The 17,172-nt window shown below is 61.8% G+C and carries 16 protein-coding genes and 3 pseudogenes; 9 read left to right on the forward strand and 10 right to left on the reverse strand.

Annotation, left to right across the window (positions count from 1 at the left end):
- Positions 1–9 precede the first annotated feature (9 nt).
- Positions 10–435 (forward strand): tail fiber assembly protein, encoded by a 426-nt coding sequence (locus OKW27_RS35225; protein WP_429336169.1) that lies wholly within the window; start codon positions 10–12, stop codon positions 433–435.
- A gap of 504 nt (positions 436–939) precedes the next feature.
- Here the strand turns inward: OKW27_RS35225 and OKW27_RS35230 are convergent.
- A complete protein-coding gene (locus tag OKW27_RS35230) occupies positions 940–1,839 on the reverse strand; it encodes a LysR family transcriptional regulator (RefSeq protein WP_187628925.1) in 900 nt (299 codons plus the stop codon).
- Between the two features lie 103 nt (positions 1,840–1,942).
- Here OKW27_RS35230 and OKW27_RS35235 point away from each other — a divergent pair, with 103 nt between their 5' ends.
- Positions 1,943–2,923 (forward strand): NmrA/HSCARG family protein, encoded by a 981-nt coding sequence (locus OKW27_RS35235; RefSeq protein ID WP_187628926.1) that lies wholly within the window; start codon positions 1,943–1,945, stop codon positions 2,921–2,923.
- A 401-nt stretch (positions 2,924–3,324) separates the two neighbouring features.
- Here OKW27_RS35235 and OKW27_RS35240 read toward each other — a convergent pair whose 3' ends face one another.
- The 8 genes from OKW27_RS35240 to OKW27_RS35275 form a co-directional block, all read right to left on the reverse strand.
- Entirely contained in the window at positions 3,325–3,663 is a 339-nt protein-coding gene (locus OKW27_RS35240) for an H-NS family nucleoid-associated regulatory protein (RefSeq protein WP_429336170.1), read from the reverse strand.
- Positions 3,660–4,373, reverse strand: coding sequence for a YkgJ family cysteine cluster protein (locus tag OKW27_RS35245; protein ID WP_429336171.1), 714 nt, complete (start codon positions 4,371–4,373; stop codon positions 3,660–3,662). The genes OKW27_RS35240 and OKW27_RS35245 overlap by 4 nt, the downstream gene beginning before the upstream one ends.
- Positions 4,374–4,385: 12 nt before the next feature.
- Entirely contained in the window at positions 4,386–4,589 is a 204-nt protein-coding gene (locus OKW27_RS35250; protein ID WP_429336172.1) for a hypothetical protein, read from the reverse strand.
- Between the two features lie 96 nt (positions 4,590–4,685).
- On the reverse strand, positions 4,686–4,901 hold the full coding sequence (locus OKW27_RS35255; RefSeq protein ID WP_429336173.1) for a CopG family ribbon-helix-helix protein: 216 nt from the start codon (positions 4,899–4,901) through the stop codon (positions 4,686–4,688).
- 162 nt (positions 4,902–5,063) lie between these two features.
- Positions 5,064–6,347 (reverse strand): helix-turn-helix domain-containing protein, encoded by a 1,284-nt coding sequence (locus OKW27_RS35260; protein WP_429336174.1) that lies wholly within the window; start codon positions 6,345–6,347, stop codon positions 5,064–5,066.
- Between the two features lie 238 nt (positions 6,348–6,585).
- Positions 6,586–6,723, reverse strand: coding sequence for a hypothetical protein (locus tag OKW27_RS35265; protein WP_429336175.1), 138 nt, complete (start codon positions 6,721–6,723; stop codon positions 6,586–6,588).
- Positions 6,724–6,834: 111 nt separating this feature from the next.
- Positions 6,835–7,347 carry a hypothetical protein gene (locus tag OKW27_RS35270; RefSeq protein WP_429336176.1) on the reverse strand — a complete coding sequence of 171 codons (513 nt, stop codon included), beginning with the start codon at positions 7,345–7,347 and terminating at the stop codon, positions 6,835–6,837.
- 82 nt (positions 7,348–7,429) lie between these two features.
- Entirely contained in the window at positions 7,430–8,173 is a 744-nt protein-coding gene (locus OKW27_RS35275) for a DNA ligase (RefSeq protein WP_429336177.1), read from the reverse strand.
- A 136-nt stretch (positions 8,174–8,309) separates the two neighbouring features.
- Between OKW27_RS35275 and OKW27_RS35280 the strand changes: the two genes are divergently transcribed.
- From OKW27_RS35280 to OKW27_RS35295, 4 genes and pseudogenes are all read left to right on the forward strand, one after another.
- Positions 8,310–8,867 carry a carboxymuconolactone decarboxylase family protein gene (locus OKW27_RS35280; protein ID WP_429336178.1) on the forward strand — a complete coding sequence of 186 codons (558 nt, stop codon included), beginning with the start codon at positions 8,310–8,312 and terminating at the stop codon, positions 8,865–8,867.
- A 37-nt stretch (positions 8,868–8,904) separates the two neighbouring features.
- Positions 8,905–9,080: pseudogene (locus tag OKW27_RS35285) on the forward strand (transcriptional regulator); the annotation flags it as partial.
- A gap of 99 nt (positions 9,081–9,179) precedes the next feature.
- Positions 9,180–9,734, forward strand: coding sequence for an RNA polymerase sigma factor (locus OKW27_RS35290; RefSeq protein ID WP_429336179.1), 555 nt, complete (start codon positions 9,180–9,182; stop codon positions 9,732–9,734).
- Positions 9,735–9,938: 204 nt separating this feature from the next.
- Entirely contained in the window at positions 9,939–11,861 is a 1,923-nt protein-coding gene (locus OKW27_RS35295) for a Kelch repeat-containing protein (protein ID WP_429336180.1), read from the forward strand.
- Positions 11,862–12,390: 529 nt separating this feature from the next.
- Here OKW27_RS35295 and OKW27_RS35300 read toward each other — a convergent pair.
- Positions 12,391–12,861 (reverse strand): helix-turn-helix transcriptional regulator, encoded by a 471-nt coding sequence (locus tag OKW27_RS35300; protein WP_429336181.1) that lies wholly within the window; start codon positions 12,859–12,861, stop codon positions 12,391–12,393.
- 172 nt (positions 12,862–13,033) lie between these two features.
- Between OKW27_RS35300 and OKW27_RS35305 the strand changes: the two are divergent.
- The 3 genes and pseudogenes from OKW27_RS35305 to OKW27_RS35315 all read left to right on the forward strand — a co-directional run.
- A pseudogene (locus tag OKW27_RS35305) lies at positions 13,034–13,732 on the forward strand (alpha/beta fold hydrolase); the annotation flags it as partial.
- A gap of 634 nt (positions 13,733–14,366) precedes the next feature.
- Complete coding sequence (locus OKW27_RS35310) at positions 14,367–16,103, forward strand: methyl-accepting chemotaxis protein (protein WP_429336182.1); 1,737 nt, start codon at positions 14,367–14,369, stop codon at positions 16,101–16,103.
- Between the two features lie 541 nt (positions 16,104–16,644).
- A pseudogene (locus OKW27_RS35315) lies at positions 16,645–16,923 on the forward strand (alpha/beta fold hydrolase); the annotation flags it as partial.
- Positions 16,924–17,172: the final 249 nt, after the last annotated feature.

A 17,172-nucleotide genomic window follows, 5' to 3' on the forward strand; every position in this document is an offset into this window, starting at 1 on the left:
AGGAAAATCATGGGCCAAAAATACGCATATCTTGATGCCGACCGGATCGTCATCGGCTTTTATGCTGATGACATTCACGGCGATAACATACCCGCTGGCGCTGTACCGATCACGGACGAGATCTGGCAAATGCTGCTCAACGGACAGAGCGCGGGCAAGCGCATCAGCGTCGATGAAAACGGCGGCGCCGTGCTGCTCGACCAGTTACCGCCGACGGCTGAACAGATCGCCGCGATGAATGGCGCGGAGCGCAATACGCGCATGAGCGAAGCGGCCGGCCTCATCGGTGCGCTACAGGATGCCGTCGAATTCGGCACCGCCACGAAGACACAGGCCGGTTTGCTCGATGCCTGGCGCAAGTATCGCGCGGCGTTGCTGGCGGTCGACCTCACCGCGAACCCGGCGCAATGGCCCGAGAAGCCAGACGCGCCATAACGAAGTCTCGATTATCCACAGGGATATTCACCGAATCCTGGATAAACGTCGCGCCTGGCGCGGACTCATCAAGCAGGCCGGCACCACCACGACTGGCCATAGGCCACGTCGCCGATGAACTCGATACCGGTCAGCACGAAGCCGATCGGACCCATCCAGCTTAGTTCGACGTCGTGCAGCGGGGGCAACGGTTGGTTGCCGCCGGCCCCTGACTGCTGGAAGCTCGCGACCTTGGTCGTCCGCTCATCGGTCTGGTGCAGGGATGCAACCGCGCACTAACCTGAGGAGTCGACGCTTCCAGCGCGTGAGTCGTGTGACCGGTTCTGGCCGACCGCTGCCTGACGCAGTCGGCTGCAGTCGACCCGTTACAGACATTGTTCCCCTCAGTCTGATCGCTGAAAAGGGGTCATTCAAATTAACCAGATTGCCTGTCAACTCAGTCGTTGCGCGCGTGCTTAGACCGCCGTGAGACGGCCGTTCCGCCCCGCCCTTTGCAGACCCGCCTCACCCGGCGACCAACGCCCTAAGGATCTCGCGCACCCAGCGATGGCCGGTGTGTCCGTGACTGCGCTCATGCCACAGCATGCCCACCTCGAAGCCCGGAACGGAAATCGGGCATTCTACGATCCGCAATGCATCGGTGTGATCGCGCACAAGCCGTTGCGGCACTAGAGCAACGAGGTCGGAGCGGGACACGATATCCAGCACAAACAGGAAGGAGGCCGCGGACAGCACCACGTTGCGCCGAAGGCCTAGGGCCGCCAACGCGTCGTCCACGGGCGTGACGAAGTCGCCGCCGCGTAGCGACACGATGACATGCTCAAGCTGCGCGAACTGCAAAACCGTGAGCTTTCGTCGCAGCTTGGGATGGTCGCGGCGGCCTATCATCACGTAGCGTTCGTTAAACAGGTGGCGGCTGCGCAGGCCAGTCGGGGCGTCACTGGGCGTCATAAACGCGAGGTCGACCTCGCCGTGAGCCATTTGCGTTGGCAGTTGCGGAACGTCCAGCATACGCAACGCTATCCGCACACCAGGCGCCTGTTGTCGAAGCTCCAGGAGTAGCGGCTGCACAAGCGCAGCCTGTAGATAGTCGGTGCAGGCGATAGCCATAGTTAGTTGCGCCCGCGCGGGATCGAAATGGCCATGCTGGATCACCGTTGCACGCAATTGATCAAGCGCATTGCACAAGGGCGCCAGCAGTTCGTCGGCTTTCGCCGTGGGAGTCATGCCGCGTTGCGCCGGGATCAGCAACGGGTCACCAAACAGGTCGCGCAAGCGTGCGAGCTGCGCACTTACCGCTGGTTGGCTAAGGTGTAGGCGGCGGGCAGCGCGCGTCACGTTTTGCTCTGCGAGCAAGGCTTCGAGGGTGACCAACAGGTTCAGGTCTATGCGTTTGGTATCCATGGCATGGATAGTAGAGCAAGAGATTGACGATTTCACTCTATAGCATTTTTTGTCCAGACTGCACATGTCGGCGCGCGTGTTGCGTGCCTGTATGGAGAGTCTCATGACGCCTTTTGCACCATTGCCCTTGATCACCGTCGCTGGCGCCTCCAGCAAGCAAGGCCGCAGCGTGGCCTGCGCCCTGCTGGATAGCGGTCGCTACCGCGTGCGCGCTCTCGCACGAAGTGCAGATAGCGCACCCATGCGCGAACTGGCCCAGCGCGGCGCCGAGATCGTCATCGCGCCGTTGGAGGCGGGTCGCCAAGCCGAGCTTGCCGCGGCTATGCGCGGCTCGTACGGTGCCTTCCTGATGACACCGCCAATAGCGCCCGTGCCGCCGCCGGGCCGCCCCGAATTGGCGCTGGGGCTCGAGTTGGCTGATGCGGCGCTCGCCGCGGGCGTGGAGCATATTGTCTGGAGCAGCCTCGAAAACGTTGAGGCTCGCACGGGGGGCACCCTGTGGGCGCCACACTTCACCGAAAAGGCCTTGGTGGAGGCATACTTGCGCACGCTGCCGCTGCGCAGCTCCTTCATCCAGCTCGCTTTTTTCTACAGCAACTTCCTTGAGTACTACGTACCACGGCCGGAAACCGACGACAGCCTCAGCTTCGCCGTCTATCTGCCGCCAGATACGCCCGTGCCATTTGTCGATCCGCTGACCGCAACCGGTCCCGCGGTTCTGGCGCAATTTGACGAGCCGGAGTCTTATTCCGGCCAAACCCTGCCGGTGATCGGTGAGGTCCTGACCGCGCGCGAGATTGTGGACACCTTCGTCCGCGTAACAGGCCGGCGTGCGCACTACGCCTCAGCGTATACGCGCGAGGAATTACTACGTCACTTTCCCGCGTTCGGTGCCGATGAGTGGCTGGTGCGCGAACTTGTGGGAATGGTTACCTATGCGGTCGAATACGGGTACTACGCGCCAGAACGAGACTTGACGTGGAGCCGGCGAAACGATCCCGACGCACTGACATGGGAAGGTTTTCTGCGGCGCAGTGGTTGGCGTGGAGAACTCACCAGCTTCCGGGTTGCAACGGGTTTATAGACGATTACGCACGCGGTCGACTAAAAGGCCGTCTGGCTCGGAGGGCTTATCAACATACGCCCTTCCGAGGTAAAGCTCGACCAGTATTTCTTACCGCAAAAAAATGCTCCACGGCTCCGGCGGCGAAATGGGCCGCGGTGCAGGAAGTTGACATCTGGCCGGCGTCCTTCCGGGTTCCTGTAAAGCGAGCAGGAACCCCGAAAGCGGTCAACCATGACCGACCGCTGTTGGCCGAATCCAGCCGGCCGTCGACTGACCGCGTCAGAAGTTTGATTTTGCTGTAGTCGCCCACGCGCAGGGCCATCGGAACCTCCTCGAACGTCTCGCCGAGGGTCGGCGCGACGCGGTGCATTGAACCGCGCAGCTCCGGCGTGTGTCGGGGCGCATGTATTGCTTCGTCATCAACGGATCAGATAAGCGTCGCGGTTCTGGCCTGTGATCCACCTCGGCGTGCGCCCGCGACCTGACCACGTTGCGCCGCTTTGGGGATCGCGGTAGAGCGGTGGAACGGGCGGGCGCGGCGCCTTCTGCTTGAACGTGCCAGGCGGCCGGCCACGGCGTGGCGCGATGGTCTGCGTTTTGACGAACCCGAGGTCGAAGGCGGTCAGGCCGTACTCGTCAATGATCTGCCGGCAAGCGGCGACTGCCTGATCGAACTCGGCGGCGCGCGCTGCCTCGATCTGCGCAGTAAGCTCGGCGAGTTGCGCCTTGAGTTCCCGGAGTGTCATTCCTGCTTTCATCTGTCGTCCTTCTGGTTAGCATTGCCATTCGGAAAGAATTCGCGGATATCGCCGACGTCGGGCATCGTGAAGCGCTCGCGAAGCGCAGGCCGGCCCGAGCGCGCGTGATGACCGCGTCGCGTCCAACTGACCGACGTGATGTAGACAAGGGCGGTGTTGTAGTCCATCAGGTTCAGATACGGCACCTTCGTCGCCTCGTCGCCGACGAGTTCGCAGAGCAGCGCGTCGGAGTCCATATTGACCTGCTGCCGACAGGCGAGCGGACGCGACTCGTATATCGAGCACGCGTCGTCCTTCAGGAAGGGGCAGGGATTGTCATAGCCCGAGCGCACAGCGTCCTTCGCCGTGACGCCGGTTACCTTCGCCGGTGCGACGCCGATCCTATGGCCGATCAGCGCCGCCTCCTGCGCGGGCAGCAACACGGGGATGTGGCAGCAATGCGAGCAGCCCTTGCGGCACGCCGAGTACGGCGCGGCGAGCGCGCCGATTTCATCGACGGCTTGCCAGAGGGCTTCGATCTTCGCGCCCGTGTTTAAGCCGGGCTGATTCAGAACCCGGTTGATCTGCTCGTGATGGCGCTGCTTGAGCGGCAGCGCCTGCTCGTTGACGATGGCAATAACGCGGGCGAGCTTGCCCGCGTCGAGTTCGCGCCAGCGCTCGACAACGTTTGCGCGGTGAACTGATTTTCCAGCCGGGAAAGATGTGTTCATGGCCGCGTCCGCTCACTGCCCGTTGTCGTCGCGCCCGTCGTCGGGCGCGCGGTCTTCAGGCAGAGGAGCGGACTGCTCCATCAGGTAGTTCGCACCGAGGGCGAATAGCTCGTCTAGCGTGACACCACGCGCGCGTGCATACGTGCGTGCGCGTTTGAGCACCCCAGGGTCGAGTCTGAGGTCGAGGTGGATGCCTTCGGGCAAGGGCTTACACATGATGCACCGCCTTCGCCACGACGCGGCGAGCGGGCATGCGCCCGATGTTCTGCGGAACGCAGGGAAGTTCGCGATGCGTCGCGCACCGCGCGGACGTCAGGGCTGCTTGAGCGGATGCTCGTCCATAAACCAGTCCATCGCGAGCGCGAATATGGCGGAGCGGTTCAGCCCGCCGCGCCGCTTGCGATACGCGTCGAGACGGTCCAGCAACTCGGGCGGGACCGTAATGCTGATCTTCACGCGTGGGCCTTCGTCCTCGTCCCCCGTCTGATTGCCATTGCGCGACTCGTCGGCAGGTTTCTTTACGGCCATGTAATCCTCGTACGTTTGACGACGCGGAACTATAACAACGTACCGGCGTATTAGGGAAGGTCGGCATTTAGGGGCTCCATTTTAGTATTGGGTGTGGTGATTGCCACACCGAATGCACTAAAAAACGCGCATAGGCGCTACTTCTTTTGTGACAAAAAAGGGTTAGAGGGCGGAAAGCTCGCGCTGCATCTTTGCGAGCCGGCTGGCCTTGCCGCCGTTGTTGCGCCGCGATTCCCGCATTTGCGGCTCGGCCGACTGCGCGTGCTCGAACGCGGCAGCGATCACGGACTGCGGCTGCGGGGCCGGCGTCTCGCGACGCGCAGGCGGTACGCTCAACAGCGCATGCGAGACGACGGGAGACGCAGGCTCTGCCGGGGTATTCGTCGCGGGGCTCGCAGCGCGGCGTTCTTCGAGGTCAACCGGGCGCAGGAGGTGTTCGGGCCTGCAATGAAAGACCTTGCATAGCTTCTCGATGGTCGCGGGACGCAGGAAGGTTTGCGTCTCCATTGCCTTGAGGTTCCCAGGCTGGCCGCCGTACTGCTCGGCGAGTTGCTTCAGCGAGAGGCCGCGATACAGACGCCAGGCGAGCAGGGGTGACTTGCCTGCGAGCAGGCTGTCGAGCACGCCATCGGGGTAGCTCGTGCCGGCCGGCGCGAGAGGCACCGGTGCGGCGGCTTTCTTCGAGGTCGCGGCAGGCGGGATCGCCACGGGCTTGGCAGGTGAAGGTGCAGGAGCAGGGCTCGCCCTTACGCGCTTCTTTTTGCCGACGAACGGCGAGTCATCGGTGCCTGGCTTCGGGGTTATCTGAAGGACCGGAACGTCATAGACCTGCGCGTACTTCTCTAGCGTCGCGATCTTCGGCGCGCCGCGCCCGTTCTCGTGCCAGACGATAGCTGCAACGGTCACGCCGGCAAGTTCGGCAGCGTCGCTCAACGTGAGGCCGCGCTGCTCGCGCCATGCACGCAGGAAGTACGTCCCCGCATTGATTCGCGCCATGACTTCGGCGGGCGGCTTCGCCATGAACTCGCGATAGAAGACGCGGTTCCGTTTCTGCGGCGTAGCTTGGTCGCCTGCGCTCTGCGCCGGCTCGGCGGCTGTGACTGGTTCGGGTTCCGTAGCCGGTTCAGGTTCGTTCGTCGGCTCCGGTATGGGGGCTGCTGCCGCTTCAGCAGGCAGGCGTGAGAGCAGCTTTTGCCAGTGCCGGTCATTGGGGAAGTGGGAGACGTTCGCGGGTTTTGTTTCGACGGCCGACGTCTCGGAGGGCTGTTCGTCGGGCAGCTGCGCCGCCTGCAATGAGCCCTTGTATTGACCGGGCCGGGTGCGTGCTTCGATCTTCGCCGTCTGAGCCCTTCGCGCCGCGATCCAGAATACGGTGAGCGCGGAGAACATCGTATAAGGGATGGTTGCTTTCAGACGGTTGCCGTCGTGGTCCGTCTCGTAACGCACGTCTGTGTAGTCAAGTCCATAGGGCATATCTATCGCTCCGTTGCGTTCATAAAGACTTCTATCCCCACGCCTTCTACAGTCACGATCCTGATTGCGTATTCCATGCTCTAAACGGAGCATTCAATGATCTAAATGGGCGTGCGGAAGGTAAGGTAATAATTACGACGGCTTAGCGCAAGTTCAGCGGGTGCAGAAATCTATCGGCGGGTTCTTAAAAGAGGCTTAAAGCCGTGATAGATCAGATATTTGCGATACTTGATAGGTGTTTACCCGAAATGTCGTAAATCACTCGTGGCGCATCAAAAATTGCCGAATCGGTAATTTTCGTTGATGAAATACGGCCTGCCACATCTTTGTTGCCGAGGATATGCAACATTTGTAACAGTCTTAACGGAGTATTGCGTAATCCAATCAGCGCATCGGGTACGCAAAAGGAGTCTGCCGATACAGAAGGAGGCGGATGTCGGGGTATGCGAGTAACGTCGCGTCAGTCCGTTTTGCTTTTCTTCGATTTGTCGGCGAGCGCTTTGTGAAGGTAGCCCGTCGAGCGGGCCTCAATCAATTCGGACGTCAGATCGGAAAGAGTCGCGGCGAGCTTGTGCAGGTCGCTCGCCGTCGGTGTTGGATGCCAGTCGCCGCCCGATCCGCTGCGAACTGTCTCGTTGTTCGCTCGCTGCGCCCACACGCTATGGATTAGCTCGTTGCGCTTACTCGTTGCGCGCTCACAGCGTTGCAGTAGCGCGTGGAGCTTGAGCAGGGGCGCGCCGTCGCCGAGTCGCTGGCTCGCCAGCTTCCTGATTAGTCTTCGAAGCTCGTATGTGCTGGTATTGGTCGTGGCGTCGAGCGCATCGCCCACGCTGACTCCCGTCAGTGTTTTGATCGTCATTCGGAGAGCGTAGGTTAGCTGCTCATGCCTCAGCGCGACCTCGCCAATGGCAGCCAGCATTTCTTGGTTGTCGGTCGGGACGTGGAACGTCACCATCTCCGTCGTCTTTGCCATCTATCGTCACCGTGTCGTCGGAAGTGCAGCTCGAACACAAAGTCTATTCCGAAGCCAAATGCCGGCAAGCGATGTGCGCCGTCTAAGGAGATGACGAGCGGCCCCAGCCGAGCGCAGCCGGTCTGCCATAGTTCGGGTTCTTCACCTTGAGCCAGTCAGGGGAGCGCCGTCCCTGATACGACGACGCCAGCCGCTTTGCGACCATGCCCTCGAACCCGTGCGCGATGACCTGCTCCCAGACCCACTCGCCCGCTCCAACGATGCCGCTGGTGTAGACGAGCGCGGCCGTGTTCTCGAACGAATCGCGCAGGTGGCGCTTGCGGGTGTCGAGAGGTAGCGTGCGAAGGTTGCGCCGGCCGCTTGCCAGCATGTCGAATACATAGAGCCGCGCCGGGTTCTCACGCGCTGCGGCCCGCACCCTGAGCGGGACGCGGGTGCGCGCGCGCTGCTGCAAGCGCTCGAAGTCGGAGTGCCCCGTGCGCTCGTCGACGGTCAACTCCGAATCCCATACGAACTCGCCCGGCACCTGACGCACCGCCTCAACGACGTCGGGGAAGGACCCGTTCAGTAGCTTGCCGTTGCGGCTCACGAGTTCGACCGTCTCGGCGTCCCTCCGAACGAGGCACCGGTAGCCGTCATATTTGAAAAGGCACCTTTTGCGGTGTTGCCTTTCAATGCCGACCACGCCGCGCGTCCCCGACAGCGATCTGCCGGATTCGGCCAGATCCCGCCGTTGGCCCGCCGGCTTGAGTAGACACTCAGACGTCGGCTCGGCCCAGACAACGGACCTTCGTGTGCGCACCATGTCAGTCGAGTCGTGGCTCATGACGCTCCCTCGCGATCAGCACGCAGCCGTCACCGCACGACGATTACCTCCGATGTAGTTGGCGCACCGAACAACCGCCTCTACTCTTTGGCTGTCGCGCCACCCATCCGGTGACGCTCACCGTCAAGGAGATACCATGCCCAGCTATCCCGTTCACACGATCGAATCCGCTCCCGCGCAATCGAAGCCCGTGCTTCAGCAACTGCAACAGGCGTTCGGCCTGATCCCGAACGTCGCGGCCGCTATGGCCACTTCACCGGTGCTGATCAACGGGTTCATCGGCCTGTTCGAGCGGGTGCATGCCAGCAGTCTGGCGGAGCCACAGATCCAGACGTTGCTGCTGACCAACGCCGTCACGAATGGCAGCGAGTGGCCGGTCGCGTTTCACACGGCGCTCGCGTTGAAGCAGGGCGTACATCCCGCCGATGTCGACGCAATCCGGCATGGCGCCCTGCCTGATGACGCCGGACTGGCCGCGCTGTCAACGCTGGCGCGCACGCTGATCGAAAAGCGCGGCCGCCTGGCTGAATCGGACCAGAGACGCTTCCTCGAAGCGGGATTCCGCTCCGAGCAGATACTCGAGGTCATTGCGGTGGTTGCAGCATCGACTATCACGAACTACACCAGCAGCGTTACCCAGCCGCCGCTCGAAGCGCCGTTCGAGGAATTTGTCTGGCATGCGCCCGCACCCTGAGTCCGTTAGATTGATCCACATTGATTAGGGAAATCCGATGAACGTCACCAGTGGCGATCCGAAAGCGCTGCCGAGCGAACCCGGGGATTTGTTGCGCTATTGGCGCGCGACGCGCGTGGCGTAAGTCAGCTCGATCTGTCGCTCGAGGCGGTGTCTCGCAGCGCCAGATCAAATTTCATTGATATCGGGCGCAGCGTGCCGGGTCGGGACACTGGCCTTTTCCCTGACGTGATCGATGTTAATTCGACGTGACCCTCAAGCGGCACGTCGAGCCGTCGTTCAAGGGCTCTACTCGAAATTGGCCACTCAACCATGTCCATCACTGTCGTTGAGAGTTTGCCGGATCTTTTACCCGGAATGCTGCCCAGATTGTGGGCTTTCTCGTTGCGCCTGTCCGGCAATCAGCACGACGCCGAAGATCTGCTGCAACGTTCGTGCGTACGCGGACTCGAACGGGCGCATCAACTGCAGCCCGGCACGGCGCCGCTCAGCTGGATGTTCTCGATCATCCATTCCACGTGGCTCAACGAATTGCGGGCACGCAGCGTACGAGGCCGGGCGAGTGTCGAGTGGGATGACGCATTGCTAGCCGTCTCCGATCCTGCCGCGCGTTCTCCCGAAGATGTGCTGCTGAGCCGTGAGATCATCGCCGCCGTCGGGCGCTTGCCCGAGGCTCAGCGCGTGGTGATGCTGCTCGTCGCGTTCGAAGGATTGAGCTACGCCGAAGCCGCGCAGGTGCTCGATGTTCCGGTCGGCACAATCATGAGCCGCCTGTCGCGCGCGCGGCAAAGCATTGGCGCGCGGATCGCCAGCGGCGCTGGACCGGCCGCACGTTTCCCGATCAGGTCTTGTATGTCGCTTGTATGAGGCAGTGACCGGCCAACTGCGGTCGGTGGCGATCACGTTAGCACGGACGCTCGAACGTCGCTTCCAGTCGGACTGCGGACGTTAAGCCCGTTGCCACGCTGGTCGCCTTATCGGACGATGTAGCGCCCATTGCATTCGGCTGATAAATCTGCCCGCGCGACCTATCATGAATGAGATGAGTGAAAACGGTCCGGGAGCATGTTCATGCGGATAACGCGTTGCCTGACAGGCCTGCTCGTGCTGCTGACCATGCTGTTAGCTGGATGCCAGGGCGGAGTCGGTGGTGGCACCAACGTCACGCAAGGTTCGCCCGCCGGCATGACCGAGCGCGATGAATCGGTGGTGTACGCGGAAGGGCAGGAAATTATCCCCGATACGCCGAGCAGCAGCGGTGGAACCATCACGCAATACAGCGTGTCGCCTCCGCTGCCCGCTGGACTGAGCCTGAATCCTCTGACTGGCGCAATCACCGGCACGCCGACCGCCGTCAGCAAGGCCACTATTTGCACGATCACGGGCAGCAATGCGCAAGGCAGCACCACCACGTTGGTGGAGATCGAGGTCAAGGCCACCGCCATTGCACCGGATAGCCTGAGCTACCTGGACGATTCGATCATCTATGTGACCAACGCGGCGATCACGCCCAACATGCCGATTGCCTCGGGCGGCGAGATCACGCAATACAGCGTGTCACCGGCGCTGCCTGCGGGCCTCGTTCTGGATCCACAGACCGGAATCATTTCGGGCACGCCCGTGACGGTGACCCCTTCGGCGGTCTATACGGTGACCGGCAGCAATAGTGTGGACAGTGTCCAGGCACAGGTCACTATCGAAGTGCAGGCGCAGATCGCGCCGCCGGCAGGCCTCACCTATATGGACCCGGTGCCTGTCTACACCATCGGCCGGCCAATCGAGGACAACGATCCGCTGTATTCCGGCGGTGAAATCACCGGATTCTCCGTGTCGCCAACACTGCCGGCCGGTTTGAGCATCGATGCGCAGACGGGGCAAATCAGCGGCACGCCAACCACGACGCAGGCGCAGACGACCTTCGTCGTCACCGGCAGCAACAGCGCAGGCAGCGTCACGGCGCAGGTAGCCATCACAGTGGCAACCTCTGTGATTGGTGAGTGGCTGCCTGCCGACGCGATGAATCTGGGGCGTTATGAACATACCGCCACACTGCTGCCCAACGGCAAGGTTCTCGTTGTGGCGGGATACAACAAACGTGCCCTGACCTCAGCCGAACTGTACGATCCGGCTTCGGATACGTGGTCGCAGACCGGCAATCTGGTTGTGCCGCGGGATCTGCACACCGCCACACTGCTGCCCAACGGCAAGGTGCTCGTGGTGGGCGGATACAACAATGGCGGGGGAAGCTCGCAGTCCTCAGCCGAACTGTACGATCCGGCCACGGGGACCTGGTCGCAGACCGGCAGCATGAGCCAGGCGCGTGACAGCCACACGGCCACGCTGCTGCCCAACGGCAAGGTGCTCGTTGCGGGGGGCGAAGGTAACGCAGGACTCCTGTCCTCGGCTGAACTGTACGATCCGGCCACGGGGACGTGGTCGCAGACCGGCAACCTGGTTGTGGCGCGGCAACAGCACACCGCCACGCTGCTGCCCAACGGCAAGGTGCTCGTGGCGGGCGGAGCCGGCAGCGGAGGTCGGCTGTCCTCGGCTGAACTGTATGATCCCGCCACGGGTACCTGGTCCCAGACTGGCAGCATGGGTCAGGTGCGTAACATCTACGCGGCCACGCTGCTGCCCGACGGCAAGGTGCTGGCAGCAGGGGGATACAACGGCACCGCCGCGCTGTCGACAGCCGAACTGTATGACCCGGCCACAGGGACGTGGTCGCAGACCGGCAGCATGAGTCAGGCGCGGTACTACCTCACCGCCACGCTGGTGCCTGACGGCCGGGTGCTCGTAGCGGGGGGGGGCGCCAAAGGCACCTTGGCCTCGGACGAGCTGTACGATCCGGCCACAGGTACCTGGTCGCGGACCGGCAGCTTGCTTCAGCCGCGCTATAAACATACCGCCACGCTACTGCCGGATGGCCGGGTGCTCGCAGCGGGGGGGACCAGCAGCAACGGGACCTTGTCCTCAGCCGAACTGTTCCATTAACGTGGAGATGCCCGAAACGTTCGTCACCAGCGAACTGAGTCGAGCTGCGTACTGGAACAGGTTTGCGAAGGATCTCGCACCGATATTTCCGGTTGCCGGTCGTCTGTCGCCAACGTCCGCTATAGAGGCCGACAACCCGTCGACACTGCCGGTTGAGGGAAAGACCGTTTGACTCTAAAACCTGCCATCGGGACGAGGCGGCGTTCAAGGACTGCAACGGGTCGATTTGAGCCCTCGGCCCGATACCCGTCGCACGCTGTATCAACGCCTCGTTCAAAAGCAACGGTCGTCGATTTCGAAAGGCAACAGCCCCCTGAGACGGCCCTTGCTAGGCAAGCCTTTGAAAGGCAACGCGTGGCGAGGTGCCTATTTGAACTTGAATTCGTAAAGCCACGCGGGATCGGAGAACGGCCTCGGGTACAACGTGGCGAGCATCAGCGCCGTCGCCTCGATCGGCACGGTCGCTAACACGACTGCGTTGTCTTGGCGTCGATGTAGGCGAGCTTCACCTAGGCAAAAGCCTGCGGACCTAATAGCTCCTCCGAACACCCGGTGTAGGCGCAGAAGTGGTCGAAGTCGTCCATCGCGGTATGGCCGCGCTCGTTCGGTAAGAGCGGGACAGCTTCGAGAAGATTTTCCAGAAGTTCAACGGGTTTCTGATAGCACATGGCGGCCTCCTGATGGCAGAAGTCGATTGAGCAGAAACGGTTCCCGCCGCGCGGAGCTGGCGGGCGGCGCACTTGCCATTCCCGCCGACGTCCGGGGGGCGGTCGAAGGCTGCTTGCGCGTTAGCGCGCTCGCGGTCGAGGTAGTCAGCGACATCGCGAACGTCGATCACCAGACGTTTGCCCTGCTTGCGGTGGGGTATCGGAAAGGTGCCGAGCGAGATCAAGTTGTATCCCGTTTTTTTCGCGATACCAATCGCCTCGCATGCCTCGTCCAGGGTGAGCGTTACCCTGCCGTCAAACTGCGCCGCGAGAAAGAACATCGAACTGGCCATTCTCGGCCTCCTTGATCGAGCAGGTTCTCGACCAAACGTAGCTGATGCCTCCGGGTTGGGTCGGGAGGGTTTATCCTCAGTGCCCCCCGTTTAGGATGGCTTTCGCAACGTGCAAAAAGCCCGCAAAGGCCCAACGGATAGGGGTTTTGGCAATGAGTTGCGAAACTAAGTAACGGGCAAGCCCGAGCATTACCAGTACAGCTTCCAGCAACTCGCGCGCAATACGCATGCGCTGCTCGATTCGCTCGGCGTCAGCGAGGTGACGGTGGTCGGCCATTCGACGGGCGGCATGCTCGCCGTCCGCTATGCGCTGATGTATCCGCGCGAAACGCAGCAACTGGTGCTCGTGAATCCGATCGGACTCGAGGACTGGAAGGCGAAGGGCGTGCCGTCGCTGTCGGTCGACCAGTGGTATCAGCGGGAGCTGAAGACCACCGCCGACGGCATCCGCCGCTACGAACAGGCGACCTATTACGCGGGGCAATGGCGCGCCGACTACGAACCGTGGGTGCGGATGCTCGCGGGCATGTATCGTGGGCCGGGCAAGCAGATCGTCGCGTGGAATTCCGCGCTGCTCTATGACATGATTTACACGCAACCGGTCGTCTATGAGCTGGGGCAGCTCAGCATGCCGACGCTGCTGCTGATCGGTCAGAAGGACACGACGGCGATCGGCAAGGACGCCTCGCCGCCCGAGGTGCGCGCGAAGCTAGGCCATTACCCCGAATTGGGCCGCGCGGCCGCGAAGGCGATTCCCCATGCGACGCTAGTCGAGTTCGCGGGGCTCGGTCACGCGCCGCAGATGCAGGACCCGGAAGCGTTTCATCAGGCACTGCTCGATGGACTCGCGGCGGTGCCGACCAATCGTTGAGCGTTCAAACGGCTTTCTGTCCCGCTACCGTACTCCTGCGTCGTTCACCGCCAGACGAAACGCCCTGGTAGCTACTTTATGGCTCTTCGCGGATTTCCAGGGAGGACGCTTGCGGACAGGCTGTAGTCGGCCACCTTCGGCCGCTCGCTCGGGCTTTCACACAAACCTTCGAGCGTCGCCTCCACCTCGGCACCGGACCTTCGTGTGCAGATCATGTCACTCGAGCCGTCGGTCTTATGGAAAGAATTGCACAGGCCGATCTAGAGCCTTGCTACCGGAGATGAGGTCCTGGACGCGATGCCGGGTGAGCAAACGTCATAGCGATTGATCCGTTGATCCCGGAGTGGGGTGGATTTCGACGATGTCGGCGGTGACTGTGCTTTTAGACTTATACACTGTCTGGCGCGCTTGGCGCACCGGGCGAAATCTTTATTTGCTTAAGTTCCGCTGGCGTTTGCCGTAATCGTGTCATTACGAACGGTGAGCGAGAAACCACGACCGGCCCGGCGGGGAGACGGATCTGGCATGCGACCCGACGCTCGAGAGACGAGCCGATCTGCCAGGCAGGCAATCAGGTTGCCGCCAGTGGCAGGTTTGATTGAACTGACGGACCCCATCTGTGAGACTAGCGTAAATGAAGCGATTGACCTTGAACCAGAAGCTATGGAGCATTCTGGCTCTTCTCTGGTTTGGCCTTGGTGTGCTCGTCGTCACGAGCGCGTGGATGAACCGATCCGATATGCTCGAACAACGCAAGAGCATGCTGTCGCAGCAGATAGATACCGCGCTCGGCGTGATTTCCTATTACCAGAAGAAGGTCGCCGACAATACTTTGTCGATCGCCGAAGCGAAACATCAGGCGCTTGAGAACCTGCGCGGACTTCGCTATGGCGCGGACCGTAGCGGCTATTTTGGCATCTACGACTCGAATGTCACGGCACTCCTCTTGCCGTCCAAGCCACAACTCGAAAGCAAGTCACTGGCAGACCTCGTGGATTCGAACGGTACCCACATCGCGGTCGAGATCGTCAAAAGCTCATCGCCCGGCGGCAACCACTTCAGCGAATATGTGTGGCCAAAGCCTGGCAGTGACGCGCCAGTTCGCAAGATTACCTGCAGTGACTTTGTCGCCGAATGGGACTGGCACGTGTATACGGGCGTCTACGTGGACGATATCGACCATCTGTTCTATGTGACGCTCCTGCGCGATCTGTTGCTCGCAGCGATAGTGACCGCAGTTCTGACCCTCGGGATGCTATTACTGGCGCGCAGTATCCGGACGAGCCTGGGTGGCGAACCTGACTACGCGGCGGGGCTATGCAAGCGGATTGCCAACGGCGATCTCGGTGTGAACGTCGACCTTCGACCAGGCGACACAAACAGCCTGATGGCTTCTCTGCGGGCGATGCGTGACAGTCTGTCACGAGTCGTTCTGGAAGTGCGGGAGAACGCTGAAGGGGTGGCGACCGCAAGTGGACAGATTGCGCAGGGCAATCTCGATCTGTCGAGCCGCACCGAAGAGCAGGCAGCGTCGCTCGAGGAAACAGCTTCCAGCATGGAGGAACTGACGGCCACGGTCCGTCACAATACGGACAACGCCCGGCAGGCAGCGACGCTGGCCGGCACGGCCTCTGGCGTTGCGCGGCGCGGCGGCGAGGTGGTCGGGCGCGTGGTCGAGACGATGCAGGAGATCTCCGGCAGTTCGGCAAAAATGTCCGAGATCATTACTGTGATTGAAGGCATTGCATTCCAGACAAACATTCTTGCGCTCAACGCAGCGGTCGAGGCGGCCCGCGCTGGCGAACAGGGCCGTGGGTTTGCTGTCGTGGCCGGCGAGGTCCGTACGCTCGCGCAGCGTAGCGCCACCGCTGCCAAGGAGATCAAGGATCTGATCGGCGACTCGGTAAGTCGTGTGGACGCCGGCTCGAAGCTCGTAGGGGAAGCGGGCCGCACCATCAATGAGATCGTCGAGTCGGTCAAACGGGTGGCCGACATCGTTGGTGAAATCTCGTCGGCTTCGGTAGAGCAGAGCACTGGCATCGAACAGGTGAGTCAGGCGGTGAGCCAGATGGACCAGGTGACCCAACAAAACGCCGCGCTGGTGGAAGAAGCCTCGGCGGCGGCGCAGTCGATGGCTCAACAGGCACAGGCTTTGCGTGAAACGGTGGCCTTTTTCAAGGTTGAGGATGCGAGGCCATCCGCGTCACACATCGTTGAGCGGCAAAACAAGCCGCGTAGGCTGCTCCCGACATCGAAGGTTCGCACGCCCCTTCGTGCATCGACAAAATCAGAGACAACACGCGTCGGGAGCGCAGACAGCAACCCTATGGTCGCGGCGGATACAACTGCTGTGGACTGGCAGGCATTCTGAACGGAGGCGTTTGGTCACTGGGGCTGTTGCACCGATGTGCCAAGCAGGATGAATGAGTCAGTGGTGCGCACTGAACGGCAGACCCCAGGGCGCGAACGCGATGAGTTTAGTTGCAGCCAGCAAAGCGGAACTCACACCATCCAAATGCCGAGGCCGCGTAAATGTCAGCGATGTGCGAGTTCATGTCGCCTGGCGCATGTTTCGGATGACCGCTGCGATCCAAGCGCGGACGTTGCCGCTCCAAGGTCCGCTCCACCTCCGCGAAGAGACGCTAATGGGTCGGCATGCGCGAGTCCGCTCCGGGTCGATCAGCGACGCTCGGGACGCACGCCCTGAGCGCTTGGCGTACGAAAAAATCCCTTTATTGACGCCATCCCTGATAGCACATGGCGTGATCCTCCGGGATTCGGCCCGCTGGATCAGCATGAACGATTCCTGCGCGAATTTAGCGGTGCAACGAAGGCACGTGTGAATCCCGCAAACGCAAGACTGGCAAGCCTTTCGGCGCTTTTCGTGGATTGTTTATAGTCGACACGCCAGCACCCAGCCGGTTTTTTATGAGCTCGGCCAACTCAGCATGCCGACGCTGCTGCTGATCGGTCAGAAGGACACGACGGCGATTGGCAAGGACGCAGCGCCGCCCGAGGTGCGCGCGAAGCTCGGCCATTACCCCGAATTGGGCCGCGCGGCCGCGAAGGCGATTCCCCATGCGACGCTGGTCGAGTTCGCGGGGCTCGGTCACGCGCCGCAGATGCAGGACCCGCAGGCGTTTCATAAGGCGTTGTTGGAAGGGCTGACAGCGGCGCCGGAAAACCGTTGATCGATTACGTGGGTTTCTGTCCCGCAGTCATAGTCCTGCGTCGCTCTCCGTTAAGCGAAGCCGCCTGGGGCTATTTTGCGGTCCATCGCGGCGTTGCGGAGAGGGCCGGCTGCGGATATGCGGTAGTCGGCCAGCTCCAGTCATTCGCTTGCGCGCTTGAGCCGCCATTCAAACGTCGGTTCGCCCCTGCAAACGGCCATTCGCTCCGTTAGCGCACGCGCACCCTGCCGACCGAACCGGTTGTGGCGG

It is taken from the genome of Paraburkholderia sp. 35.1, from assembly GCF_050436525.1.
GTDB lineage: Bacteria > Pseudomonadota > Gammaproteobacteria > Burkholderiales > Burkholderiaceae > Paraburkholderia > Paraburkholderia tuberum.